Source organism: Caulobacter sp. FWC2, from assembly GCF_002742625.1.
Taxonomy (GTDB): Bacteria; Pseudomonadota; Alphaproteobacteria; order Caulobacterales; family Caulobacteraceae; genus Caulobacter.
On the sequence record NZ_PEBF01000001.1, the window covers coordinates 3,727,070 to 3,750,348 of the forward strand.

Genomic DNA, 23,279 nt, shown 5'->3' on the forward strand with positions numbered 1-23,279 from the left:
AATTTCGACGAAACACGGTCAATCGACTAGGCCGAGCCTTGGCCCCTCGCGCAACCATATTGCGCGCGGGATCACGTCGATTCAGGCCTCGTCGCCGGCCCTGTCCAGCTCTTGCGCGGCGCCGGTCGGTTTGCAGCCCCAGAGCGCGTAGAACAGCACATAAAGCTCGCAGACCGCCGTCAGCAGGAACGAAATCTGCAGGCCGTAGGCGTCGGCGATCTGCCCCTGGACAACCACCAGCGCGCCGCCGGCGATGGCCATCACCAGCAACCCCGAACCCTCTTCGGTCAGCGGTCCCAGGTTCTTGATGCCCAACGTGAAGATGGTGGGGAACATGATCGAGTGGAAAAGGCCCACGGCGATCAGGCTCCACATCGCCACGGGGCCATGGGCCAGGACCGTGACGATCATCACCACGAAGGCCAGCAGGCTGGCCACGGCCAGGATCCTTTCTGCGGCGACCTTGCGCATCAACTGGCTGCCGACGAAGCGGCCGACCATCATCCCGCCCCAGAGCAGGAATAGGTAGCGAGAAGCTTGCGCGTGCGTGACGCCGCCGATCTCGGGCGCGGAAATGAAGTTGATGAAGAGGTTGCTGACGCCGATTTCGGCGATCAGGTAGATGAAGATGGCCGGCACGCCGAGCACCAGATTGCGGTGGCGCCACAGCGAGTGCTTCTTGCGCTCCTCGACGCCGGCGCGTTGGGCGGCCAGCCCCAGTTCGGGCAGCTTGTAGAAGGCGATGACGACCGCCAGGGCCACCAGCACCACCGCGACGATGAAGTACGGCAGTTGCACCGACTGGGCGTCGGCCAGGCGCTGCGCGGGGGTTAGGACCGCCCCGGCCTGGCTGTTGCCCGAGGCCGAACGCGACAGGATCAGCCAGCCGCCGAACAGCGGCGCCAGCGTCGTGCCCATCGAGTTGAAGGCCTGCACGAGGTTCAGGCGCGAGGACGCCGTCTCGGGCGGCCCGATCACCGCCACATAGGGGTTCGCCGCGACCTGCAGCAGGGTGATGCCCGAGGCGATGATGAACAGCGCCGTTAATACCACGCCGTAGGACGGGATACGCGCGGCCGGGATCATCAGCAGCGCGCCCAGCGCCATGATCAGGAGGCCGGTCACCAGGGCGCGCTTGTAGCCGATCTTCTCGATCAGCTTGGCCGACGGCAGCGAGGCGACGAAGTAGGCGATGAACCAGGTCGATTCGATGAGGGTGGTCTGGGTGTAGTTGAGGTCGAACACCGAGCGCAGATGCGGCAGCAGGGTGTTGTTGATCACCGTGATGAAACCCCACATGAAAAAGAGGCTGGCCAGCAGGGTCAGGGCCGATTTCTGCGTGACCGCGGAGCCGCCGTCCGACCGCGCGGCCGACGTCATGGGCGCTGGCGCCATTGGATAGTCTCCCGAATGTGATGCTGGGCGCGACGTCGGTTGCGCACGTTTGTTTTGTCGGAGTATATGGCGGTCACCATGACCGTCAATCGAGAGCAGTCAACAGGATCGGGGAGAAGGTTCGAATGCGCGTCGCAAACCTGTCGGCTGGAGCGGTGGCTCTGCTCACCCTCGCCGGCCCGATCGCCGGCCATGCCGCGACCCTGTCGCGCGCCGCCTTCGGCCAGACGCCTTCGGGCGAAGCGGTGGAGGCCTTCACCCTGACCAACGCCCACGGCGTCAGCGCTACGGTGATCACCTATGGCGCCACCCTTCAGTCGCTGGTGGCGCCGGGCCGCAACGGCACCAAGGCCGACATCGTGCTCGGCTTCGCCGACGCCGGCGCCTATGCCCGCAACGCAAGCTATTTCGGCGCGACGGTCGGACGCGTCGCCAACCGCATCGGCAAGGGCCGCTTCACGCTGGACGGCAAGAGCTACCAGCTGGCGCTGAACAACAACGGCGTCGCCGCTCTGCACGGCGGCGTGAAGGGCTTCGACAAGGTCGTCTGGAAGGTGCTTGACGTTAAGTCCGGCGCCGCCGCCGCGTCCGTGACCCTGGGCTATGTCAGCCCCGATGGCGAAGAAGGCTATCCGGGCGCCCTGACCGCCACGGCGACCTACGCCCTGGACGAAAAGAACCAGCTGACGGTGACGTACGGCGCGACGACCGACAAGCCGACCATCGTCAACATGAGCAACCACGCCCTGTTCAACCTCGCGGGCGAAGGCTCGGCCGACGGCGCGATGGGCAACGTCCTCACCCTCCCCGCCGACGGCTACACGCCCGTCGACGCCGAACTGATCCCGACCGGCGAGATCAAGCCGGTGGCCGGCACGGCGTTCGACTTCCGCAAGCCGACCGCCGTGGGGACGCGCATCCGCGACGCCCGCGATCCGCAGATGGTCATCGGCCGGGGCTACGACCACAACTACGCCCTGAACGGCAAGGCCGGCGGCGCGCTGCGCCTGGCCGCGCGCCTGTCCGACCCCAAGAGCGGCCGCACGCTGGACGTCCTGTCGGACCAGCCCGGCATCCAGTTCTACGCCGGCAACTTCATCGACGGCACGATGGTCGGCAAGAGCGGCAAGATCTATCGGCAGGGCGACGGCATCGCGCTGGAGCCGCAACACTTTCCCGACGCGCCGAACAAGCCGGCCTTCGCCTCGATCCGCCTGAACCCGGGCGAGCGCTACAGCAACCGCATGGTCTTCAAGCTCTCCATCGCGAAGTAGCCAGTAAGGACAGTCCAGAATGACGTTTGTACAATTTGTCGACGGCGCGGGCCGGCGCGGCCTGGCGATGCTCGACGACCAGGGCGCAGCCAATAGGGTCAGCGTCGCCGACACCCTGCTGGACCTGGCCCACAAGGCGCTGGCCGCGCAATCGACCCTGGTCGAGACCGCGCGATCGGCGCTGGGCGAGACGCTCGACATCGCCGCCGCCCTGGCCGAAGGCCGGGTGCTGGCGCCGATCGACCATCCCGATCCCGCGCACCTGTTCCTGACCGGCACCGGCCTGACGCACCTCGGCTCGGCCGAGGGCCGCGACAAGATGCACAAGGCGGCTCAGTCGGGCGAACAGCTGACCGACTCCATGCGGATGTTCCTGATGGGCGTCGAGGGCGGCAAGCCGGCGGCCGGCCAGACCGGCGTGCAGCCCGAGTGGTTCTACAAGGGCGACGGATCCCAGCTGGTCGGCCCCGGCCAGGCGCTCACCTCCCCCAGCTTCGCCCAGGACGGCGGCGAGGAACCCGAGATCGCAGGTGTCTATCTGATCGGTTCGGACGGCACGCCGCACCGGCTGGGTTTCTGCCTGGCCAACGAGTTCTCCGACCACGTGATCGAGCGTGGCAACTACCTGTGGCTGGCGCACTCCAAGCTGCGCAACGCGGCGCTCGGTCCTGAGCTGCTGCCCGGCGCCCTGCCCGCCGATGTGCGCGGGACCAGCCGCATCGTCCGCGACGGCGCGACCGTCTGGGAAAAGCCCTTCCTATCGGGCGAGGCGAACATGTCCCACGCCATCGCCAATCTCGAACATCACCACTTCAAGTACGACCTGTTCCGCCGCCACGGCGACGTGCACGTCCACTTCTTCGGCACCGCCACCCTCTCCTTCTCCGAGGGCTTCCAGACGCAGGCAGGCGATGTGTTCGAGATCGAGGCCACGCCGTTCCGCTATCCGGTCAGCAACCCTCTGGCCCAGGCGGTCGAGCAACCCGTGACCGTGAAGGCGCTGTGACTCCGATCCGTCTCGCACTCGTCGGCCTGGGCAAGATCGCCCACGACCAGCACGCGCCGGCCATCACCGCCGATCCGCGCTTCGAACTGGCCGCCGTGGTCAGCCGCCATGCCAGCCTCGACGGCGTCGCCCACTTCGCCAGGCTAGAGGACCTGCTGGCCGACGGCTTGGCGATCGACGCCGTGGCCCTATGCACGCCGCCCCAGCCGCGCCACGCCCTGGCGCATCTGGCGCTGGCCGCCGGCAAGCACGTCATGCTGGAGAAGCCGCCGGGCGCGACGCTGAGCGAAGTCGAGGACCTGCGCCAGGTCGCGGCAGCCCAGGGCCTGACCCTGCAGGCGACCTGGCACTCGCGTTACGCCGCTGCGGTGGAGCCCGCACGCGCCTGGCTGGCCGAGCGGTCGATCAAGGCTGTGCGGATCAACTGGAAGGAAGACGTCCGCGTCTGGCATCCAGGCCAGGACTGGATCTGGGAGGCTGGCGGCCTGGGCGTCTTCGACCCGGCCATCAACGCCCTCTCGATCGCCACGCGCGTCCTGCCCCGCCCGTTCTTCCTGTCGCAAGGCCTGCTGCACGTGCCGGCCAACCGCCAGTCGCCGATCCAGGCAGAGCTGGACTTCCGCGACACGGCCGGCGCGCCGATCCGCGTCGAGCTGGATTTCCTCCAGACCGGCCCGCAAAGCTGGGACATCGAGGTCGACACCGAAGACGGCGCGATGAAGCTGACGAACGGCGGCGCCAAGCTGTGGGTCGACGGCCAACTGCTGCACGAAGGACCCGACCGCGAATATCCGGGCCTCTACGACGCCTTCGCCCGACTGATCGCGGACGGGGCCAGCGACGTGGACACCTCGCCGCTGCGCCATGTCGCCGACGCGTTCCTGCTGGCCGAGCGGCGGGTCGCGCGAGCCTTCGAGTGGTGAGACCGCGCCCGTAAAGCCGCGCCGCGCGTTGCGCCCGAGGTTCAAAAAAGGACTGAGTAATGGGGAGAAGGAAAATGCGGTACGGGTTGGTGCTGGGCGCTTGCCTAGCTGGATCGATGGTCGTCACCACCGCCCTCTCCGCGCCCCTCGCCCCGGCCAAGCCCGAGGCCTCCGCCGCCCGCGCCAAGGCCGAGCGGTTGGCAGCCGAACTGGTCGGCAAGATGACCACCGAAGAGAAGCTGGACCAGCTGCTCAACACCGCCCCGGCCATCTCCCGGCTGGGAATCCCAGCCTACAACTGGTGGACGGAGTCGCTGCACGGCGCGCTGGGAACCCTGCCGACCACCAACTTCCCCGAGCCGATCGGCCTGGCCGCCAGCTTCGACACCGCCCTCGTCCAGGACGTCGCCACCGCGATCAGCACGGAGGTCCGCGACCTGCATATCCTGTCGCGGCAGACCGGACGGATGGGACGCATCGGCACGGGCCTGGACACCTGGTCGCCGAACATCAACATCTTCCGCGATCCGCGCTGGGGCCGCGGCCAGGAGACCTATGGCGAGGACCCGTTCCTGACCGCGCGCATCGGCGTAGCCTTCGTGCAAGGCGTCCAGGGACCCGATCCCGATCTGCCCCGCGTCATCGCCACGCCCAAGCACTTCGCGGTCCATAGCGGGCCGGAATCGACCCGGCACGGCGCCAATGTCTTCGTCTCGCGCCACGATCTGGAAGACACCTATCTGCCCGCGTTCCGCGCCGCGATCACCGATGGCCAGGCCGGCTCTGTGATGTGCGCCTACAACCGCATCGACGGCCAGCCGGCCTGCGCCAGCGACCTTCTGCTGAAGGACCATCTGCGCGGCGCCTGGAAGTTCAACGGCTACGTCGTTTCCGACTGCGACGCGGTCAAGGACATCGCCGACAATCACAAGTATTCGCCCGATGCGGCCACCGCCGTCGCCGCCGCCATGCGGGCTGGCGTCGACAACGAGTGCAACGGCGCGACCCTGACCGACACAGCGGGCCTGGCCAGGCCCTATGCCGAAGCGCTGCGACGCGGCCTGATCACCCAGACCGATGTCGACCAGGCGCTGGTGCGGCTCTATTCGGCGCGACTGCGGGTCGGCGACCTGCCCGGGGTGCGAGCGATCGAAACGCGCCCTGCCCCGGTCACCTCGGTGATGACGCCCCAGCACGAGGCCCTGGCCCTGGCCGCCAGCGAGAAGAGCCTGGTGCTGCTGAAGAACGATGGTCTGCTGCCTCTGAAGCCCGGCCTGCGCATCGCGGTGATCGGCCCGCTGGCCGACGCCACCCGCGTCCTGCGCGGCAACTATTCCTCGGCCCTGTCGGCCCCGCCGATCTCGGTGCTGGACGGTCTTCGCCGCGCCATGCCGTCGGCCAAGATCGTCCACGCCCCGTTCGGCGCGTCGTTCACCGATGGCGATCGCGTGCCCAGCACGGCCCTGGTCGCGCCGGACGGCAAGCCCGGCCTGCTGACCCGCTACTACAACACCGTTGAGCCGCCGCCGACGCGCTTCCAGCCGGGGACCTTCGGCGAGGCGGTGGCCAAGATGCGCTACCAGGAAAAGCCGGTGGTCACCCGCGTGGAGCCGGACATCGCCTCGCGGAGCCTGGACCTGGCCGCCGTCTCCGACCACCACCGCGTGGTCTGGACGGGCTTCCTGGTTCCGCCCGAGAGCGGGACCTATCGCCTGGGCCTTGGGGGATTCAACGGCGAGCTCAAGTTGGACGGCAAACCGTTCGCCGACCTGCGCAAGGCCGGCTGGGCCAGCCTGCCGACGCTGAAGAACATCCGCCTGGAGAAGGGCCATCGCTATCCGATCGAGATCGTCTCGGAGTCTCACGCCCTGTCCGGCGTCAATCTCATCTGGAAGCGCGTGGCCGATGATGCGGCCGCCGAGCTTAAGAAGGCGGCCGCCCAGGCCGACGTGCTGGTCGCGGTGGTCGGCCTGACCTCGGACCTGGAGGCCGAGGAGTCTCCGGTCGAGGTCCCCGGCTTCAAGGGCGGCGACAAGACGACTCTGGACCTGCCGCCGGATCAGCAGAAACTGCTGGAACAGGCCAAGGCCCTGGGCAAGCCGCTGGTCGTGGTGACCATGAACGGCAGCCCGGTGAACCTGGCCTGGGCCAAGGCCAACGCCTCGGCCATCGTCGAAGCCTGGTATCCGGGCCAGTCCGGCGGCCTGGCGGTCGCCAATGTGCTGTCGGGCAAGACCAACCCGTCGGGTCGCCTGCCGCTGACCTTCTACCGTTCGATCGACGATCTGCCGCCCTTCGGCGACTACGCGATGGCCGGCCGCACCTATCGCTACTTCACGGGCGAGCCGGTCTATCCGTTCGGCTTCGGCCTCAGCTACACCCGCTATGACTACGCGCCGGTCACGGTCGAGCCCCTGCCGGGCGGCGCGGACCATGGCGTTCGCGTGACGACCACCGTGCGCAATGTCGGCGCACGGCCCGGCGAGGAAGTCGCCCAGCTCTATCTGAACTTCCCCGACACGCCTGGCGCCCCGCGCGTGGCCCTGCGGGGCTTCCAGCGCGTGACGCTCAAGCCGGGCGAGGCCCGCAAGGTGACCTTCACCCTGTCGCCGCGCGATCTCAGTTCTGTGACGCCCGACGGCGATCGTCGCGTGGCGGCGGGTGCCTATCGCGTCAGCGTCGGTTCGGGCCAGCCGGGCACGGGGGTCCCGAGCCAGTCGGCCCCGTTCTCGATCGAGACCGCTGTGGCGCTGGCGAAATAGGCCAAGGCTTCGGCCAACCGTCCGTTGCCGGGCGCGCTTGCTCCGCGCCCGGCCACAAGACCCCTCAGCGCTCCAGAAGCGCCGCCTCGCCCCAGGTCACGGGCAGACGCTGGTTGTCGCCGCGAGGGCTGCGCGCCACCAGCTCGATCAGCTTGACGCCGGCGACCGACGCCGAGATCGGCTGGGCGGCCATGCCCCATTTGAGCGGCTTGCTGGTCGCCAGCAGCTTGCCGTCGCCATAGATGGCGAAGGTCACGACGCCAGCCTTGTCGCTGGCGCTGTCGTCGACCCCGACCACCGCGGTGAAGCGCTTGGCCCCGTTGTTGCGCACCTCGAGCCGCGAGTTGGCGAGGATGCCGATCCCGGCAGCGAAGGGCTTTCCCGCCACATGGAGCACTTGGCCGTAGGGGGCGCTGTCGGCGCGCGCGCCGCCCCAGCCAGCATAGGACGGCCTGTCGCCTGCCCCGCCGGTTCCACCCCAGCCCGCCGCAGTCCGGAAGATGGAAGGATCAGGGGTCGGATAGACGACGCCGTCCACCGCCGGGTTCACGCTCCCCGGCTGCTCGGACAGATAATATCCCCCTTGCAGGGCGCGCGTCCCCTGCGCGCGGAAGACCAGGGTCTCGCGCGGCTTGACGTGGAGCTTGGTCCGCTTGGTGAAGGTCGTCTGCTGCTTGCTCCACAGGTCCGTCAGCGCGATGGGCGCAACGTCGCTGAACTTCAGGTGGGTCGCGCTGAGATCGACGTCATAGTCGACCGATCCCCGGTTGAAGATCGCCACGGCCTTGTCGCCGGACGCCAGGGTCTTCACCAGGATCTGCAGATCGCTGGAGTCGTGCGCCAGCGTCGCCTGGTTGCCGGCGGGATCCTGGTCGAGCGCGATGATGTCGTCGTTGCCGAAGATGTCGAGCAACGCCTTGGGCGTCTTGCGCAGGTCGGTCCCGATCATCAGTGGCGCGTTGAGCATCGCCCACAGCGCGAAGTGCGAGCGGGCCTCGGTCAGGTGATCGGCGTCGAAGTCCCCGGCGCCGATGTGCAGCATGTCCGGATCGTTCCAGGACCCCGGATGGGCGTAGAGAGAGCGGGTTACGGTCGTGTCGTAGTTGACCAGCAGCCGTCCCCAGGCCGGGGAGATGTCGTCGCTGGTGCGCGAGATGCCGCCATAGTCCTTGCCCCAGGCGCGGACATTGGCCGCCCCCCAGACGCAGAGCGACAGCAGATAGTCGCCGTCCGGATTCTCCCGGGCCAGCGCCACATTGATCTGCCGGAACATCGCCTGGATCGCCGGGATGCCGGTTCGCGTCACGGCCCCGGAATCCAGGAAGGGCCCCAGCGCCCGAAACTTGCCCGAACGCACCCGTTCGCTTTGCGGACCATAGTCGCGCAGGCCGCAGCCATCGACCTTGATGAAGTCGAAACCCCAGTCCCTGAAGTAAAGCGCGATGTCCTGGTCGATACGGCCATAGATGCCGACCTCGCGCTCCAGCACCGTGCCCTTGGGCAGGTCGTCGTCGGTCGGGGAATAGGCCTCGGAGCAGGTGTTGCGGCCCAGGTCGGAATAGTTGCCGGCCTTCAGCCCCATGGCGTGCAGCTTGTCGGTGAACGGCTTGAAGCTGGGGGCGTCGCCGCCGGTGCGCGCCGACGGGAACTTGTCGTCGCGGATGATCATGCGGCCATCGGGCATCCGGCGCTTCAGCGCCCAGCCGTCGTCGATATTGATGTAGCGGTAGCCCTTGGCCGCCAGGCCGCTGTCGACGATCTGCTTCGCCGAGCCGAGGATCTTTTCCTCGTCGATGTCGGTGGCGAAGGCGTTCCAGGTGCTCCAGCCCATGGGCGGCGTGGCGGCGCGTCCGGCGGTATAGGCCGACCAACGCGCGGTCGGCGCCAGCGGGTCTGCCTGCGCGGCGGCGGCGGCGGACGGTCCGAGCAGCGCCGCGATCAGCCCTGCGGTCAGTAGCGTTCTCATCGTCTTCCGCCCTACTCAAAGTCGTGCGTCCAGTCTCGCGCACGTTGATGGTAGCGGTACCCAACCCACCGCCCGATATCAATGGTTCGATGGTCTTAGGCTTAGAGGCCCGGCCGATCTTGCGGGAGCCCGACCTTTCCCGTCGATCCGAACCGATAAATCTCCTCCGATCCAGGCCTTGTCAGGCCGAGCGCCCCGGGGTCACAAAAGGTTGTCGGCGCGGGTTGCGTCGCACTGGGCTCACAGGGTTTCGAAGATGGACATGACCGCACTTCAAGAGCTGGGCCGGCGCGGCTTCCTGGCCGGCGCAGCAGCGAGCTCGGCCGCGATGGGCGCGCCAGCGTGGGCGCGGCAGACGCCCTCGAAGAAGATGACCGACGGCGTCGCCCTGATCGGCCCGGCCGAGCGGCGGGCGCGGCTGGAACGCGCCCAGGCCCTGATGGCAAAGCTGGGCCTGTCCGCGATCATCACTGAGCCGGGCTCCTCGATGGACTACTTCACCGGCGCGCAGTGGAGCCGCAGCGAGCGGGCTTGCCTGGCGATCATCCCGCGCGAGGGCCAGGTTGGCATGGTCGTGCCAAAGTTCGAGGAGCCCTCGATCCGCCAGAGCCTGGGCGTGCCGGCCGAGGTCCGCACCTGGGAAGAGGACGAAAGCCCGTACGCGATCGCCGCCGGGCTGCTGGCCGACCGCAAGCTGGCCTCCGGCAAGATCGGCGTCGAAGAGACGATCCGCACCTTCATCGTCGACGGCCTGACCGGCGCCCTGCCCTCGGCCCAGGTCGTCTCGGGCGCGGCGGTGTTCCGCGGCTGCCGGATGATCAAGTCGCCGGCCGAACTGGCCCTGATGCAGGTCGCCGCCGACATCACCGTCGCGGCCCTGCGTCACACCCACGCCAACGTCAAAGCCGGCATGGGTCCCAGGGACATCGGCGCCCTGATGGCCGAGTTCACCGTGAAGCAAGGCGCGCGGGTCAGCTTCAACCTGATCCTGATCGGCGAGGCCAGCGCCTACCCGCACGGCTCGCGCCAGCCCCAGGTGCTGGGCGAGGGCCAGGTCGTGCTGATGGACTGCGGCTGCAATGTCGGCGGCTACGAGTCGGACATCTCGCGGACCTTCGTGTTCGGCGAGCCCACCGCCCGCCAGCGGAAGGTCTGGAACGACGTCGCGCGCGGCCAGCAAGTCGCCTTCGAGGCCGCCCAGATCGGCGTCGAGGCCGGCTCGGTCGATCGCGCCGTCCGCGCCTACTACGACAGCCTGGGCTGGGGTCCGCGCTACAAGCTGCCCGGCCTGTCGCATCGCACCGGCCACGGCATCGGCATGGACGGCCATGAGCCGGTGAACTTCGTGATGTCGGAGACCACCAAACTGGCGACGGGCATGTGCTTCTCGGACGAGCCGGGCATCTACATTCCGGGCGAATTCGGCGTGCGGCTGGAAGACTGCATCCACATGACCCCGCAGGGGCCGCAGTGGTTCAGCAAGCCGCCGACCACGCTCGACAAGCCGATGGGCTGATCGGGACCTCGAGCCCCCCAACCTGTGGCGACTTTCCGACGCTAAAGCGGAGCCATATCGAGGCTCGATCATTTCAGTCCTGCAAACCGGCGTACATGTTCGACCTCTAGGGGACTCCAGGTCCGTCGGCTCATGACGGCGCGTTCCCTATGGGCGGCCAGTCGCCGCCCGCTCACGCCGCGCCGCGCGCGGCTCCTCGAAGGCTGACGATGACTGACTTTCACGCCCCGCGTACGCCCCCGCGCCGCCGGACGCTGATCCTCGGCGGACTGATCGCGATCCTGGCCCTGGCCGGCGTGGCCTGGCTGGCCTGGACTCTGCTGCACGGCGACAAGAGCGGCGAAGGCGGCCCAGGCGGTAGCGGCGGCGGCTTCGGCGGTGGCGGCGGTCGGCGCGGGCCGGCCAGCACGGTGGCGGTGGCCACGGCCAGCGCGACGGACCTGCCCATCGTCATCGAGGCGCTGGGCACGGTTAAGCCGGCCGCGACCGTGACCGTGCGTCCGCAGGTCGGCGGTACGATCACCCAGGTGATGTTCCGTGAAGGCCAGGTGGTGCAGCGCGGCCAAGCCCTGGTCCAGATCGATCCGCGCCCCTACGAGATGGCGCTGCTGCAGGCGCAGGGGAACCAGACCCGCGACGAGGCCCAGCTGACCGCGGCGCGCCTGACCCTCAGCCGCTACCAGACCCTGCTGACCCAGGACTCGATCGCCCGTCAGGAGGTCGACACCCAGGCGGCCACGGTCAAGCAATTGGAAGGCACGGTGATGGCCGACCGGGCGGCCGTCGGCACCGCCAGGCTGAACCTCGGCTTCGCCCGCATCGTCGCGCCCGTTTCCGGCCGCGTGGGCCTGCGCGTTACGGACGTCGGCAACTATATCGGCGCGGGCGACGCCAACGGCGTGGCGGTGATCACCACCGTCTCGCCGATCGACGTCGAGTTCACCGTCCCGCAGGATGACGTGCCGCGTATCGCCGCCCGCCAGGGTCGCGCCAACGTGCCGGTCATCGCGCTGGACCGCACACGCACCCAGACCCTGGATCGCGGGTCGTTCTCGACGCTCGACAATATCGTGGACACCGGCACCGGCACCGTGAAGGCCAAGGCCCGCTTCCCGAATACCGGCAACGCCCTGTTCCCCAGCCAGTTCGTCAATGTCCGCATGGAGCTGGACACCATCAAGGGCGCGATCGTCGTGCCGGCCACGGCCGTGCGCCAGGGCGGGGACGGCGCGTTCGTCTGGCTGCTGAACAGCGACCAGACCGTCTCCAAGACCCCGGTCAAGACCGGTCAGGCGACGGGCGTCCAGGTGCAGATCACCGAGGGCCTGAAGGTCGGCGACAAGGTGATCACCGAAGGCGGCGACCGCCTACGCGACGGCGGCAAGGTCCAGCTGCCGGGCGCACGTCCACAAGGTCCGGGCAAGGGCAAGGGCAAGGGCGATGGCAAGGGCCGTCGCCAGCATCAGCAGCGTCCGCAATAGCCGGACCCGCGCCCGATGAACCCCTCGCGTCCCTTCATCCAGCGGCCGGTCGCCACGGCCCTATTCATGGCGGCCATCGTCCTGGCTGGCCTGGTCGGCTTCCGGCTGCTGCCGCTGTCGGCCCTGCCCCAGGTCGACTATCCCACCATCCAGGTCCAGACCCTGTATCCCGGGGCGAGCCCCGAGGTGATGAGCCAGACGGTCACCGCGCCGCTGGAGCGCCAGCTGGGCGAGATGTCGGGCCTGGCGCGGATGAGCTCGGTCAGCACGGCCGGGGCCTCGGTCATCACCCTGCAGTTCAATCTAGGCGAGACGCTGGACGTCGCCGAGCAGGAGGTGCAGGCCGCCATCAACGCCAGCAACTCGTTGCTGCCGGCCGACCTGCCCGCGCCGCCGGTCTATGCCAAGGTCAACCCGGCCGACGCGCCGGTCCTGACCCTGGCCATCACCTCCGACACCCTGCCGCTGACCGAGGTGCAGAACCTGGTCAACACCCGCCTGGCCCAGAAGATCAGCCAGGTCTCGGGCGTGGGCCTGGTGTCGCTGTCCGGCGGCCAGCGGCCGGCCATGCGAATCCAGGCCGACACCCAGGCCATGGCCAGCTACGGCATGACCCTGTCGGACGTGCAGACCGCGATCAGCGCCGCCAACGCCAACAGCGCCAAGGGCAGCTTCGACGGCCCGACCCGCAGCTACACGATCAACGCCAACGACCAGCTGCTCAGCGTCGACGACTACCGCTCGCTGATCGTGAGCTACAAGAATGGCGCGCCGATCCGCCTGTCGGACATCGCGCAAGTGGTCGAGAGCGCCGAGAACACCCGCCTGGGCGCCTGGGCCGGCAAGACGCCGGCCATCATCGTCAACGTCCAGCGTCAACCCGGCGCCAACGTCATCAAGACCGTCGACGCCATCAAGGCCAAGCTGCCCGAGCTTCAGGCCGGCCTGCCCGCCACCCTGGACGTCCAGGTGCTGGCCGACCGCACCACGGGCATCCGCGCCTCGGTGCACCATGTCGAGATCGAGCTGCTGCTGGCCGTGGGGCTGGTGGTGCTGGTGATCTTCTTCTTCCTGCACAGCCTGCGCGCCACGGTGATCGCCAGCCTGGCCGTGCCGATCTCGCTGATCGGCTCGTGCGGGGTGATGTACCTGATGGGCTTCTCGCTGAATAACCTCTCACTGATGGCCCTGACCATCGCCACCGGCTTCGTCGTCGACGACGCCATCGTGATGATCGAGAACATCACCCGCCATCTCGAGAGAGGTGAGAAGCCCATGGAGGCGGCGTTGAGGGGCGCCAAGGAGATCGGCTTCACGATCATCTCGCTGACCATCTCGCTGATCGCCGTGCTGATCCCGCTGCTGTTCATGGGCGACGTGGTCGGCCGCCTGTTCCGCGAGTTCGCCATCAGCCTGGCCATCACCATCCTGATCTCCGCCGTGGTCTCCCTGACCCTGACGCCCATGCTGTCGGCCCGCTGGCTGAAGCCGCACGAGGGCGAAGAGGCCAAGGGGATCAGCAAGAAGACCCAGGACCTGTTCGCCAAGGTCGAGGCGCGCTACGAGGTCGCCCTGGCCTGGGTGCTGGAGCGGCAGATCGCGACGCTGGTGGTCGCCGTCGCCACCCTGGTCCTGACCGGCGTGCTCTACATGATCATCCCCAAGGGCCTGTTCCCGACACAGGACACCGGCCAGCTGCAAGCCCGCACCGAAATGGCCCAGTCGGTGTCCTACGACCGCATGGCGGCCCTGCAGCAGCAGGCGGCCGAGGCGATCCTGGACGATCCGGCGGTCGAGAACGTGGCCTCGTTCATCGGCGTCGACGGCGCCAACAACGCCATGCTCCACACCGGACAGATGCAGATCAACCTGAAGGCCGGCCGTTCGGGCTCGCAGGAAAAGATCATGCAGCGGCTGCGCGAGCGCGTGGCCAATGTCCCCGGCGTTACGCTGTATCTCCAGCCCACTCAGGACCTGACCATCGACGCCGAGACGGGGCCGACCCAATACCGCCTGTCGCTGGAAGGCGCCGACACCGCCACGATCAAGGAATGGGCCGGCAAGCTCACCGCCGAACTGGCGAAGGTGAAGGCTGTCCGCAATGTCTATTCCGACGCCTCAGCCACCGGCCAGGCCGCCTATGTCGACATCGACCGCGACACCGCCGCCCGTCTGTCCATTACAGCGTCGGATGTCGACGATGCGTTGTACAGCGCCTTTGGCCAGCGGATCGTCTCGACCATCTTCACCGAGACCAACCAGTACCGGGTGATCCTGGAGGCCAAGCCCGGCGTCCTGGTCGACCCGACCACCCTGGGCAATCTGAACCTGAAGACCGGCGGCGGCGCGCCGACACCCCTGGCCGCCTTCTCGACGATCAAGACCCAGCAGTCGCCGCTGCAGGTCACCCACGTCGCCCAGTTCCCGGCCACCACCATCGGCTTCGACACCGCCCCCGGCGTTTCGCTGGGCCACGCGGTCGACGAGATCCGCAAGGCCATGAAGGCGATCGACATGCCCGTCTCCGTGACCACCACCTTCCTGGGCGCGGCGGGGGCCTATCAGAACTCGCTGTCCAACCAACTGTGGCTGATCCTGGCGGCCGTGGTCTGCGTCTATATCGTGCTGGGCGTGCTCTATGAGAGCTACGTCCACCCGATGACCATCCTGTCGACCCTGCCCTCGGCCGGCGTCGGCGCGCTGCTGGCCCTGTGGATCACCGGCAACGACCTGGGCGTCATCGGGATCATCGGCATCATCCTGCTGATCGGCATCGTCAAGAAGAACGCGATCATGATGATCGACTTCGCCATCGACGCCGAGCGCGAGGACGGCAAGAGCCCGCGCGACGCCATCTTCCAGGCGGCCATCCTGCGCTTCCGGCCGATCCTGATGACCACCCTGGCAGCCTTGTTCGCGGCCATCCCGCTGATGCTGGGCTTTGGCGAAGGCGCTGAACTGCGCCGACCGCTGGGCATCGCCATCTTCGGCGGCCTGCTGCTGAGCCAGCTCTTGACCATGTTCACGACCCCGGTCGTCTATCTGGCCTTCGACCGCCTGGCCCCGACCGCCAAGCGCGAGCGCCGCGATGACGGCCCGCATCCCGAACGGATCGATCCCGAGCCGATCCCGGGGGCGCCCTCGTGAACCTGTCCGGACCCTTCATCCGGCGGCCGGTCGCCACCATCCTGCTGACCATTGGCCTGGCCATGGCCGGGATCGCGGCCTTCTTCGTGCTGCCGGTCTCGCCCCTGCCGCAGGTGGATTTCCCGACCGTCTCGGTGTCGGCCAACCTGTCGGGGGCCAGTCCCCAGACCATGGCCTCCAGCGTCGCCACGCCGCTGGAGCGGCGGCTGGGCACGATCTCGGGCGTCAACGAGATGACCTCGCAGAGCTCGACGGGCTCGACGCGGATCACCCTGCAGTTCGACCTCAACCGCCAGATCGACGGCGCCGCGCGCGAGGTGCAGGCCGCGATCAACGCCGCCCGCGCCGACCTGCCGGCGACGCTGCGCAGCAACCCGACCTATCGCAAGGCCAATCCGTCCGACTCGCCGGTGATCATCCTGGCCCTGACCTCGGACTCAAAGACGCCAGGCCAGATCTATGACGCGGTCTCCAACGTCGTGGCCCAGCGCCTGGCCCAGGTCAGCGGCGTGGGCGATGTCGAGATCGGCGGCGGCTCGCTGCCGGCCGTGCGCATCTCGGCCAATCCGTTCCTGCTGAACCAGTACGGCGTGGCCATGGAGGACGTCCGCGCGGCGATCCAGTCGGCCAATGCCAACCGCCCCAAGGGCGCGCTGGAGGGCAATGGCCAGCGCTACCAGATCTACACCACCGGCGCGGGCCGCAAGGCCGCCGACTATGCCGGCCTGGTCGTGGCCTGGCGCAACGGCGCGCCCATCCGCCTGTCCGACGTCGCGCAAGTCACCGACAGCGTCGCCGACACCCGCACCCTGGGCCTGTTCAACGGTAAGCCCTCGATCATTGTCCTGATCACCGCCCAGCCCGGCGCCAACATCATCCAGACCGTCGACAGCGTCCGCGCCGTCCTGCCCGAGCTGCGCGCCCAACTGCCGGCCGACATCACCGTCGACGTGGCCAGCGACCGCACCAATTCGATCCGCGCCTCGCTGCACGAGATCGAGGTCACCCTGCTGATCTCGATCATCCTGGTCATCGTGGTGGTCAGCGTTTTCCTGCGCAGCGCCCGCGCCACCTTCATCCCAGCGGCGGCGACCATCGTCTCGCTGCTGGGCACGTTCGGGGTCATGTACCTGCTGGGCTTTTCCCTCAACAACCTCAGCCTGATGGCCATCACGGTGGCGACCGGGTTCGTGGTCGACGACGCCATCGTCGTGCTGGAGAACACCGCCCGTCATATCGAGAAGGGCATGGACCGCTTCGAGGCCGCCCTGCTCGGCGCTCGCGAGGTCGGCTTCACGGTGTTGTCGATCAGCATCTCGCTGGTCGCCGTTTTCATCCCGCTGCTGTTCATGGGCGGCCAGGTCGGACGGCTGTTCCGCGAGTTCGCCGTCACCCTGTCGTCGGCCGTGCTGATCTCGCTGGTCATCAGCCTGACCACCACGCCGATGATGTGCGCCTACCTGCTGCGCCCGGAGAACAAGGACAAGGAAGGCCGCCTGTCGCGCTTCTTCGAGGCGGCGTTCAACCGTGTGCACAAGACCTACGAGCACAGCCTGGACTGGGCCCTGCACGCCAAGCCGCTGGTCATCGCGCTGCTGGTGGCCGTGATCGCCATGACCGCCTGGCTCTACATCGCCGTGCCCAAGGGCTTCTTCCCACAGCAGGACAGCGGCCAGCTGATGGCCGGCATGCGGGCCGACCAGTCCGTCTCCTCACAGGCCATGCAGCAGAAGCTGCGGCAGGTGGTGAACATCATCCGCAAGGACAAAGCCGTCGACACCGTGGTCGGCTTCACCGGCGGCGGCCGGGCCGGCGGCGGCTTCATGTTCGTCAATCTCAAGCCCGTCGGCGAGCGCAAGGAGAAGGGCTCCGAGGTCATCGCCCGCCTGCGTCCGCAGCTGCAGCGCGTGACCGGCATCAGCGTTTTCTTGAACCCGGTGCAGGACCTGCGCATGGGCGGCCGGCAGAGCAACTCGACCTATCAGTACACCCTGACCAGCGACAACAGCGCCGCCCTCAAGGAATGGGCCGCCAAGCTGGCCGAGGCGATAAAGGCGCGCAGCGACGTGCTGACCGACGTCGATTCCGACCAGCAGGAGAACGGTGTCGAGACCTTGGTGACCATCGACCGCGACAGCGCCTCGCGGCTTGGGATCACGCCTCGCGCCGTCGACAACGCGCTCTACAACGCCTTCGGTCAGCGTCAGGTCGCGACCATCTATGAGGACGTCAACCAGTACGCCGTGATCCTGGAGTGGCAGCAGAAGTTCGCCCAGGGTCCCGAGGCGCTGAACGATGTCCACGTGCCGACCCGGCCCTCGGGCACGGCGACGGCGACCGGTCCCAGCGTCAATCCGGCCCTTCGCGACCAGTCGACCGGCTCTGCCCTGAACACCTCAGCCACGGCCATGACGCCGCTATCGGCGATCGCCAGCGTCTCCCAGAACGCCACCCCGACCTCGGTCAATCACCAGAACGGCGAGCTGGCCACCACGGTCTCGTTCAACCTGGCGGACGGCAAGTCGCTGAGCGACGCCCAGGCCGCCGTCGCCCAGGCCGAGGCCGAGATCGGCATGCCGACCAGCGTGCGCGGCAGCTTCCAGGGCCAGGCCCGCCAGGCCGACGACCAGATGAAGCAGCAGCCGCTGCTGATCCTGGCCGCCATCGTGGCGATCTACATCGTGCTGGGCATTCTCTACGAGAGCTACATCCACCCGATCACGGTGCTGTCCACCCTGCCCGCCGCCGGCGTCGGGGCGGTGATCGCCCTGCTGATCTTCAAGATGGAATTCTCGATCATCGCCCTGATCGGGCTCTTCCTGCTGCTGGGCATCGTCAAGAAGAACGCCATCCTTATCATCGACTTCGCCCTCGACGCCCAGCGCAGCCGGGGCCTGTCCGCCCAGGAAGCGGTGCGAGAGGCCAGCCTGCTGCGCTTCCGCCCCATCCTGATGACCACCCTGGCCGCCGCCCTGGGCGCCCTGCCCCTGGCCATCGGCTTTGGCGAAGGCGCCGAGCTGCGTCGTCCGCTGGGCGTGGCCATCATCGGCGGCCTAATCGCCAGCCAGCTGCTGACCCTGATCACCACCCCCGTAGTCTATGTCTATCTCGACCGCCTGCGCGGGAAGACGCGCAAGGACGAGCGACATCTGACCCACCACCCGACCGCGCCGGAACCCGCTCGATGATCCGTCTTTCGCGCCTGATTGGCGCCGCCTCGCTCCTCACCCTCGGCGCCTGCTCGATGACGCCGGCCTACGAGGCGCCCGCGCTGAAGTCCGCGCCGCCAGCCCAGTTCAAGGCCCTGGAGGGCTGGAAGACCGCCACGCCGTCCGATCATCTGGATCGCGGCGACTGGTGGACGCTGCTGGGCGATCCGCAGCTGAACGCCCTGGCCGAGCGCGTGAAGGTGGACAACCAGACCGTCGCCCGCGCCGAGGCCGCCTATCGCCAGGCCCGCGCCCTGGTCCGCGAGCAGCGCGCCAGCCTGTTCCCGTCGATCGACCTCTCCAGCTCCGCCACCAAGTCCGGCGGCGGCGGAACCAAGACCACGACCTCGGTCGGCGGCGCGACCCGCGCTGGCGACACCCAGCGCTACCAGGTCGGCATCGGCGCCAGCTGGGAGCCGGACGTCTGGGGCCGCGTCCGCGCCGGGATCAACGGGGCCAAGTTCAGCGCCGAAGCCAGCGCCGCCGACCTCGCCGCCGCCCAGCTTTCCGCGCAAGGCGAGCTGGCGACCAGCTATCTGGGCCTGCGCCGCGCCGACGCCGAGATCGCCATGGTCGGGGCTACGGTCGAGGGCTACCAGCGCAGCCTGCAGATCACCACCAACCGCTACAACGCCGCCATTGCGCCGAAGTCCGACGTGCTGCAGGCCCAGGTCCAGCTGGCCAACGCCCAGTCGACCCTGGAGGGCCTGGTTCAGGATCGCGCCACCTTCGAGAACGCCATCGCCGTGCTGGTCGGCGAGCCGGCCAGCGGCTTCCGCATCGCGGCCGTCACCGACTGGAAGCCGGTCGTGCCCGAGATCCCGATCGGCGTGCCCTCGACCCTGCTGGAGCGCCGTCCCGACGTCGCCGCCGCCGAGCGCCGCGTCGCCGCCGCCAATACCGACATCGGCGTGGCCCGCGCCGCCTTCTTCCCGACCTTCAGCCTGTCGGCCAACGGCAATTCGACCTCCAGCGTGCTGGGCGACCTGTTCACCACCTCGGCCAATACCTGGTCGCTGGGCCTGTCGGCCGCCCAGACCCTGTTCGACGCTGGCGCCCGCAAGGCCCGCGTCGAGCAGTCGCGCGCCGCCTATGACGCCACCGCCGCCGACTATCGCCAGACTGCGCTGACGGCCTTCGAGGACGTCGAGAACCAGTTGGGGGCGGCTCGCGCTCTCGAGCGCCAATACGCCCTGCAACTGACCGCCTCCCAGGCCGCCGACCAGACCGAGCAGATGCTGCTGAACCAGTACAAGGCCGGCCAGGTCGCCTATACCGACGTGGTCGCGGCCCAGGCCTCGGCCCTGTCGGCGCGGCGGACGCTGGTGCAGACGGCGGTCTCGCGCCAGACGACGGCGGTGGCGCTGGTCCAGGCCCTGGGCGGCGGCTGGCGCTGAAAACTTGTTGAGGCTCGCCCCTCGCGACTCTAACACTTGTTTGAGCGCGACGATCCGGGAGCCTTAGCATGACTACCGCCTATCTCTGTGACGGCATCCGCACCCCCATTGGTCGCTATGGCGGGGCGCTCTCCAAGGTTCGCGCCGACGACCTGGCGGCGATCCCGCTGAAGGCCTTGGCCGCGCGCAATGCCGGCCTCGACCTCGAAGCCATCGACGAGGTGGTGCTGGGCTGCGCCAACCAGGCCGGCGAGGACAACCGCAATGTCGCCCGCATGGGCCTGCTGCTGGCCGGCTGTCCGGTCGGCGTGCCGGGCGTCACCGTCAACCGGCTCTGTGCTTCGGGTCTAGAGGCCATCGGCTACGCCGCTCGCGCCATCCTGTCGGGCCACAACGACCTGTTGATCGCCGGCGGCGTCGAGAGCATGAGCCGCGCGCCGTTCGTGATGGGCAAGGCCGACAGCGCCTTCTCGCGCAACGCCGAGATCTTCGACACCACCATCGGGTGGCGCTTCGTCAACCCCGCCATGCGCAAGGCCTATGGCGTCGACTCCATGCCCGAGACCGCTGAGAACGTCGCCGCCGACCATGGCGTGAACCGCGAGGACCAGGACGCCTTCGCCCTGCGCAGCCAGCAACGGGCGGCCGCCGCCCAGGCCAACGGCTTCCTCGCCGGCGAGATCACCCCCGTCGAGATCCCCGGCAAGGCCGGCCCGACGCTCGTCGACCGCGACGAACACCCGCGCGAGACCACGATCGAGGCGCTGGCCAAGCTGAAGCCCGTCGTCCGCGAAGGCGGCACGGTGACGGCCGGCAACGCCTCGGGCGTCAATGACGGCGCGGTCGCCCTGATCGTCGCCTCCGAGGACGCGGTGAAGCGCCACGGCCTGACGCCCCGCGCCCGCATCACCGGCTACGCCACCGCCGGCGTAGCGCCGCGTGTCATGGGCATTGGTCCCGTGCCTGCTGTTTGGAAGCTTCTCGCCAAGACAGGTCTCACGATCGGCGACTTCGATACCGTCGAACTGAACGAGGCCTTCGCCGCCCAGGGGCTGGCGGTGCTGCGCCAGTTGGGCCTGCCCGACGACGGCGCCCACGTGAACCCCAATGGCGGCGCCATCGCCCTGGGCCACCCGCTCGGCGCGTCCGGCGCGCGGCTGGTGCTGACAGCCCTGCGTCAGCTGGAAGCCACTGGCGGCAAGCGCGGCCTGGCCACGCTGTGCATCGGCGTCGGCCAGGGCGCGGCCCTGTCCTTCGAGCGCGTCTAGTGTCGCTGGCCGATCCGGAGCTGATCGAGGCCCTGCGCCAGACGGTGCGGGCCCTGTGCCGCGATTTCCCACCGCCCTACTGGCGCGCCCTGGATCGCGAGAAGGCCTATCCGACCGAGTTCGTGGCAGCCATGACCAAGGCCGGCCTGCTGGGCGTGCTGATCCCCGAGGAATATGGCGGCGGCGGGCTTGGCCTGACGGCGGCGTCAGCGATCCTGGAGGAGGTCCACGCCAGCGGCGGCAACGCCGCGGCCCTGCACGCCCAGATGTACACCATGGGCACGGTGCTGCGGCACGGCTCGACGGCGCAGAAGGAGACCTGGCTGCCCCGGATCGCCGATGGCTCGATCCGCCTGCAGGCCTTCGGCGTCACCGAACCCACCGCCGGCACCGACACCACCTCGATCTCGACCTTCGCCCGGCGCGAGGGCGACACCTATGTGGTCAACGGCCAGAAGGTCTGGACCAGCCGCGCCGAGCACTCCGACCTGATGGTCCTGCTGGCGCGCACCACGCCCAAGGATCAGGTGACCCGCAAGGCCGACGGCCTGTCGGTGTTCCTGGTCGACATGCGGGAAGCCAAGGGCAAGGGCCTGACGATCAAGCCGATCGCCACCATGCTGAACCACGCCACGACCGAGGTGTTCTTCGACAATCTGGTCATCCCCAAGGGCAGCCTGATTGGCGAGGAAGGCAAGGGCTTCCGCTACATTCTGGACGGCATGAACGCCGAGCGGATCCTGATCGGGGCCGAGTGCCTGGGCGACGCGTCCTGGCTGATCGGCAAGGCCCGCGACTACGCCAACAGCCGCGTCGTGTTCGGCCGGCCGATCGGCCAGAACCAGGGCGTGCAGTTCCCGATCGCCCGCGCCTATGCTCAGGCTCACGCCGCGCGGCTGACGATCTACGACGCCGCCGCCCGCTACGACGCCGGGCTTCCATGCGGCGAGCAGGCCAATATCGGCAAGATGCTGGCCTCGGAGGCCTCGTGGGCGGCCGCCGACATGTGCCTGCAGACCCACGGCGGCTTCGGCTTCGCCGAGGAGTACGACATCGAGCGCAAGTTCCGCGAGACGCGGCTCTACCAGGTGGCGCCGATCTCGACGAACCTGATCCTGGCCTATGTCGCCGAGCACGTGCTCGGCCTGCCGCGCTCGTACTGATGCAGAGGCGGCGGACGGCGGTCCTGGCGGCTTCGGACCTGGCGCGCCTGGCGGCGGTGTTGGACCGGCCGACGCCGGCCGAGGTCCCACCCGCCTGGCATTGGGGATGCCTGGCCGAACCGATCCCGCGCGCCGATCTCGGTCCCGACGGTCATCAAAGGCGCGGTCTGTTCCTGCCGGCGATCGACGCCCCGCGCAGGATGTTCGCGGCGGCGGACCTTCGGTTTACAAAACCGCTGCACCCCGGCCTCGACACCGAACTCGTCGAGACCATTGCCAGTGTCGAGGAGAAGCCCGGCGCGAGCGGGCCGCTGACCTTCGTCACGGTCGAGCGGACGTTCAGCCAGGCCGGCGAGGTCCGCGTCACCGAGCGCCAGACGATCGTCTACACCGCCGCCCCGCCCGCGGCCCGCGCGCCCTACGCCCAGCTTCCGCCCGCCGAGTGGTCCCGCGAGACGCCGACCGATCCTGTGCTGCTGTTCGCCTTCTCGGCGGCGACCTCCAACAGCCATCGCATCCACTACGACCTGCCCTATACGACGCAGGTCGAGGGCTATCCCGGCCTCGTCGTCCACGGTCCCCTGATCGCCCTGCTGATGCTGGAGGCCATGCCCGCCCGGCCGCTGACGCGCTTTTCGTTTCGCGCCCTCAAGCCCGCCTTCGCCGGCGAGACGATCACGGCCAAGGGCCGTCTCACCCACGACGGCGCGGCGCTGTGGGCGGAGGTCGATGGGGCCGTGGTAATGAAGGCTTCTGCGACCTTCTAGGCCGC

Annotated in this window: 14 protein-coding genes; 12 read left to right on the top strand and 2 right to left on the bottom strand. The window is 68.7% G+C overall.

The genetic code is table 11. From position 1 onward, the window contains the following. Window positions 1-81: 81 nt before the first annotated feature. Window positions 82-1,395, bottom strand: a complete 1,314-nt coding sequence (locus CSW62_RS17835; protein WP_099580091.1) for a sugar MFS transporter — start codon at window positions 1,393-1,395, stop codon at window positions 82-84. Window positions 1,396-1,520: 125 nt separating this feature from the next. Between CSW62_RS17835 and CSW62_RS17840 the strand changes: the two genes are divergently transcribed. From CSW62_RS17840 to CSW62_RS17855, 4 genes are all read left to right on the top strand, one after another. Beyond that, window positions 1,521-2,669 carry an aldose epimerase family protein gene (locus tag CSW62_RS17840; RefSeq protein ID WP_099580093.1) on the top strand — a complete coding sequence of 383 codons (1,149 nt, stop codon included), beginning with the start codon at window positions 1,521-1,523 and terminating at the stop codon, window positions 2,667-2,669. A gap of 19 nt (window positions 2,670-2,688) precedes the next feature. After that, complete coding sequence (gene araD1 / locus CSW62_RS17845; protein WP_099580095.1) at window positions 2,689-3,675, top strand: AraD1 family protein; 987 nt, start codon at window positions 2,689-2,691, stop codon at window positions 3,673-3,675. Continuing rightward, complete coding sequence (locus CSW62_RS17850) at window positions 3,672-4,598, top strand: Gfo/Idh/MocA family protein (RefSeq protein WP_099580097.1); 927 nt, start codon at window positions 3,672-3,674, stop codon at window positions 4,596-4,598. The genes araD1 and CSW62_RS17850 overlap by 4 nt, the downstream gene beginning before the upstream one ends. A gap of 74 nt (window positions 4,599-4,672) precedes the next feature. After that, window positions 4,673-7,360 carry a glycoside hydrolase family 3 C-terminal domain-containing protein gene (locus CSW62_RS17855; RefSeq protein ID WP_233206716.1) on the top strand — a complete coding sequence of 896 codons (2,688 nt, stop codon included), beginning with the start codon at window positions 4,673-4,675 and terminating at the stop codon, window positions 7,358-7,360. A gap of 64 nt (window positions 7,361-7,424) precedes the next feature. On the opposite strand, the gene CSW62_RS17860 is transcribed toward CSW62_RS17855, so the two are convergent. Beyond that, complete coding sequence (locus CSW62_RS17860) at window positions 7,425-9,326, bottom strand: NPCBM/NEW2 domain-containing protein (RefSeq protein ID WP_099580101.1); 1,902 nt, start codon at window positions 9,324-9,326, stop codon at window positions 7,425-7,427. Window positions 9,327-9,588: 262 nt separating this feature from the next. On the opposite strand from CSW62_RS17860, the gene CSW62_RS17865 reads away from it, so the two are divergent. The 8 genes from CSW62_RS17865 (at window position 9,589) to CSW62_RS17900 (ending at window position 23,274) form a co-directional block, all read left to right on the top strand. After that, entirely contained in the window at window positions 9,589-10,842 is a 1,254-nt protein-coding gene (locus CSW62_RS17865; protein ID WP_099580103.1) for a Xaa-Pro peptidase family protein, read from the top strand. Window positions 10,843-11,051: 209 nt separating this feature from the next. Further along, on the top strand, window positions 11,052-12,323 hold the full coding sequence (locus CSW62_RS17870; protein WP_099580105.1) for an MdtA/MuxA family multidrug efflux RND transporter periplasmic adaptor subunit: 1,272 nt from the start codon (window positions 11,052-11,054) through the stop codon (window positions 12,321-12,323). Window positions 12,324-12,338: 15 nt separating this feature from the next. Beyond that, complete coding sequence (locus tag CSW62_RS17875; RefSeq protein WP_099580107.1) at window positions 12,339-15,470, top strand: multidrug efflux RND transporter permease subunit; 3,132 nt, start codon at window positions 12,339-12,341, stop codon at window positions 15,468-15,470. Continuing rightward, the gene (locus CSW62_RS17880) at window positions 15,467-18,658 is read left to right on the top strand and encodes an efflux RND transporter permease subunit (RefSeq protein WP_099580109.1); all 3,192 of its coding nucleotides are present in this window, start codon (window positions 15,467-15,469) and stop codon (window positions 18,656-18,658) included. The genes CSW62_RS17875 and CSW62_RS17880 overlap by 4 nt, the downstream gene beginning before the upstream one ends. Further along, a complete protein-coding gene (locus tag CSW62_RS17885) occupies window positions 18,655-20,076 on the top strand; it encodes an efflux transporter outer membrane subunit (RefSeq protein WP_099580111.1) in 1,422 nt (473 codons plus the stop codon). The genes CSW62_RS17880 and CSW62_RS17885 overlap by 4 nt, the downstream gene beginning before the upstream one ends. Before the next feature lie 68 nt (window positions 20,077-20,144). Then, window positions 20,145-21,344, top strand: coding sequence for a 3-oxoadipyl-CoA thiolase (gene pcaF, locus CSW62_RS17890; RefSeq protein ID WP_099580113.1), 1,200 nt, complete (start codon window positions 20,145-20,147; stop codon window positions 21,342-21,344). After that, window positions 21,344-22,507, top strand: a complete 1,164-nt coding sequence (locus tag CSW62_RS17895) for an acyl-CoA dehydrogenase family protein (protein WP_099580115.1) — start codon at window positions 21,344-21,346, stop codon at window positions 22,505-22,507. The genes pcaF and CSW62_RS17895 overlap by 1 nt, the downstream gene beginning before the upstream one ends. Continuing rightward, window positions 22,507-23,274 carry a MaoC family dehydratase N-terminal domain-containing protein gene (locus CSW62_RS17900; RefSeq protein WP_099580117.1) on the top strand — a complete coding sequence of 256 codons (768 nt, stop codon included), beginning with the start codon at window positions 22,507-22,509 and terminating at the stop codon, window positions 23,272-23,274. Before CSW62_RS17895 ends, CSW62_RS17900 begins: the two co-directional genes overlap by 1 nt. Window positions 23,275-23,279 lie beyond the last annotated feature (5 nt).

Coding starts and splice junctions, on each gene's coding strand:
- CSW62_RS17835 (WP_099580091.1), bottom strand. CDS start 1,395: ATGGCGCCAGCGCCCATGACGTCGGCCGCGCGGTCGGACGGCGGCTCC.
- CSW62_RS17840 (WP_099580093.1), top strand. CDS start 1,521: ATGCGCGTCGCAAACCTGTCGGCTGGAGCGGTGGCTCTGCTCACCCTC.
- araD1 (WP_099580095.1), top strand. CDS start 2,689: ATGACGTTTGTACAATTTGTCGACGGCGCGGGCCGGCGCGGCCTGGCG.
- CSW62_RS17855 (WP_233206716.1), top strand. CDS start 4,673: ATGCGGTACGGGTTGGTGCTGGGCGCTTGCCTAGCTGGATCGATGGTC.
- CSW62_RS17860 (WP_099580101.1), bottom strand. CDS start 9,326: ATGAGAACGCTACTGACCGCAGGGCTGATCGCGGCGCTGCTCGGACCG.
- CSW62_RS17865 (WP_099580103.1), top strand. CDS start 9,589: ATGACCGCACTTCAAGAGCTGGGCCGGCGCGGCTTCCTGGCCGGCGCA.
- CSW62_RS17870 (WP_099580105.1), top strand. CDS start 11,052: ATGACTGACTTTCACGCCCCGCGTACGCCCCCGCGCCGCCGGACGCTG.
- CSW62_RS17875 (WP_099580107.1), top strand. CDS start 12,339: ATGAACCCCTCGCGTCCCTTCATCCAGCGGCCGGTCGCCACGGCCCTA.
- CSW62_RS17885 (WP_099580111.1), top strand. CDS start 18,655: ATGATCCGTCTTTCGCGCCTGATTGGCGCCGCCTCGCTCCTCACCCTC.
- pcaF (WP_099580113.1), top strand. CDS start 20,145: ATGACTACCGCCTATCTCTGTGACGGCATCCGCACCCCCATTGGTCGC.
- CSW62_RS17900 (WP_099580117.1), top strand. CDS start 22,507: ATGCAGAGGCGGCGGACGGCGGTCCTGGCGGCTTCGGACCTGGCGCGC.